Genomic DNA, 1,598 nt, shown 5'->3' on the forward strand with positions numbered 1-1,598 from the left:
ATCCCTGGAAGATTGTTGTATCCCTGATATCCATCCGTTTCCAGGTATCCGCTGTAGCCTTCCAGGAACTCCCTTGCGTGACTGCCCCTCCTGGTCGGGGAATAGCCATACAGGATGATCGCCGGAAGTCCATCCTCGCCGCTTCGGAACAGCCACATGAATGATTGGGTCTGGGCTCGGCGCCCTTCCTCGTTCAATACCTGAACTCGGGTTTCATCTGCCATTGCAAAGCTGCGTTTCAGCAGCTCACGGTGGAAGTAATCATACATTGGCTGGAAGTAGTTCTGTGAACAGTAGATGATCCAGTTGGCAAGAGTGGTGCGGCTGATCTGAGCCCCATACTGTTTCCAGTCTTTCTCCTGCCGGTAAAGGGGAAGCCCATTGGCATACTTCTGATACATGGTCCATGCAACAGTGGATGCTGAGGCAGGACCTTTCCCAACCAGAGCCGCCGGAACCTGAGACTTTATGATCACAGGCTTTTCTGTATCGCCAAACCCTTCCTTGCAGGACGGACATCCGTAACTCTGGCTGTAGTACTCGATCACTTTACAAGTAGCAGGAATGAATTCCAGTTCCCGGCGGACATACTCCTCGCCGATCAGGACCATCTGCGTACCGCATACCGGACAGATCTGGTCTTCTTCCGGAAGAGGGATCACTACTTTTTCAACCTTCAGGCCTTTGAAGAGATCCTCATGGGTTGCCTTCTTTTTACGGGTATGTTCCTTGATCACAGTTTCTTCTTCCAGCAGGGACGGATCCTGTTCCATTTCTGCTTCATCAAAGAGATTCTGTTGTCCCGGAATATCATCAGATCTTCTTTCGCTGGAAGAGCCGAAAAGCTTTTTGGTCAGATAGTCCACCTGTTCCAGGAGTGCTTTCTCGTGACTGGATTTTTCGTCAATAATAAGACGGAGAGATTTGATCAGCTCAGTCTGTTCAGATACCATTGTTTTCAGTTGTGATACTGTATCTTTCAGCTCTCGAAGCTGGATATCTTTCGCATTGGAAGCCATCGGTTCTCTCCTCGGATTTGATACCTTTATTATACCAGAAACGGGGCTTTTACTAAAGGAAAATGACTCCTGAAAAATGCCGAATTTACAAGGGATTTCCGGGTTTTTCTGTGCAGGATTTCTGCTGAAATCCAGATACTTTTTACTCTGCTTTGAGGGCTTTTGGCTGGTCAATATCGATCCCCGACATCAGCCAGTCAAACTCCCGCCAGGAAAGATTCCGGACCTCCGACTGCTTCCTGGGCCATTGATAGCCGCCGCGGACAGACAAGCGCTTATAGATTAGAACGAAGCCGTCCGGTTCCCGGAACAAGGCTTTGATCCTGTCCCGTCTTCTTCCGCAGAAAAGGAAGAGAGCACTGGACGACGGATCCATCTTAAGCTGGTCTTCGATAACGGCGCAGAGTCCGTCAATGGATTTTCGCATATCGGTATAGCCGCATTATCCTAACATTCGGATAATGCGGCTTATCCTCACGATATTTTTATCCTCATCTTTTCTGGATATAAAGATATTTACTCTCTTCTTCGCAAAAAAGATGAGGATAACATATTTTATGTGATAATGGAATCGCATTA

The 1,598-nt window shown here is 47.9% G+C and carries 1 protein-coding gene and 1 pseudogene; both read right to left on the reverse strand.

Going from position 1 to position 1,598, the window contains the following annotated elements; genetic code table 11:
• Positions 1 to 1,019 (reverse strand): IS66 family transposase (gene tnpC, locus ACTNBR_RS16370; protein ID WP_441019251.1); only part of this gene is annotated, 1,019 nt, incomplete at its 3' end.
• A 142-nt stretch (positions 1,020 to 1,161) separates the two neighbouring features.
• Positions 1,162 to 1,449: pseudogene (tnpB, locus tag ACTNBR_RS16375) on the reverse strand (IS66 family insertion sequence element accessory protein TnpB); the annotation flags it as partial.
• Positions 1,450 to 1,598: the final 149 nt, after the last annotated feature.

The organism is Bariatricus sp. HCP28S3_F11, from assembly GCF_052065395.1.
Lineage (GTDB): Bacteria > Bacillota > Clostridia > Lachnospirales > Lachnospiraceae > Allocoprococcus.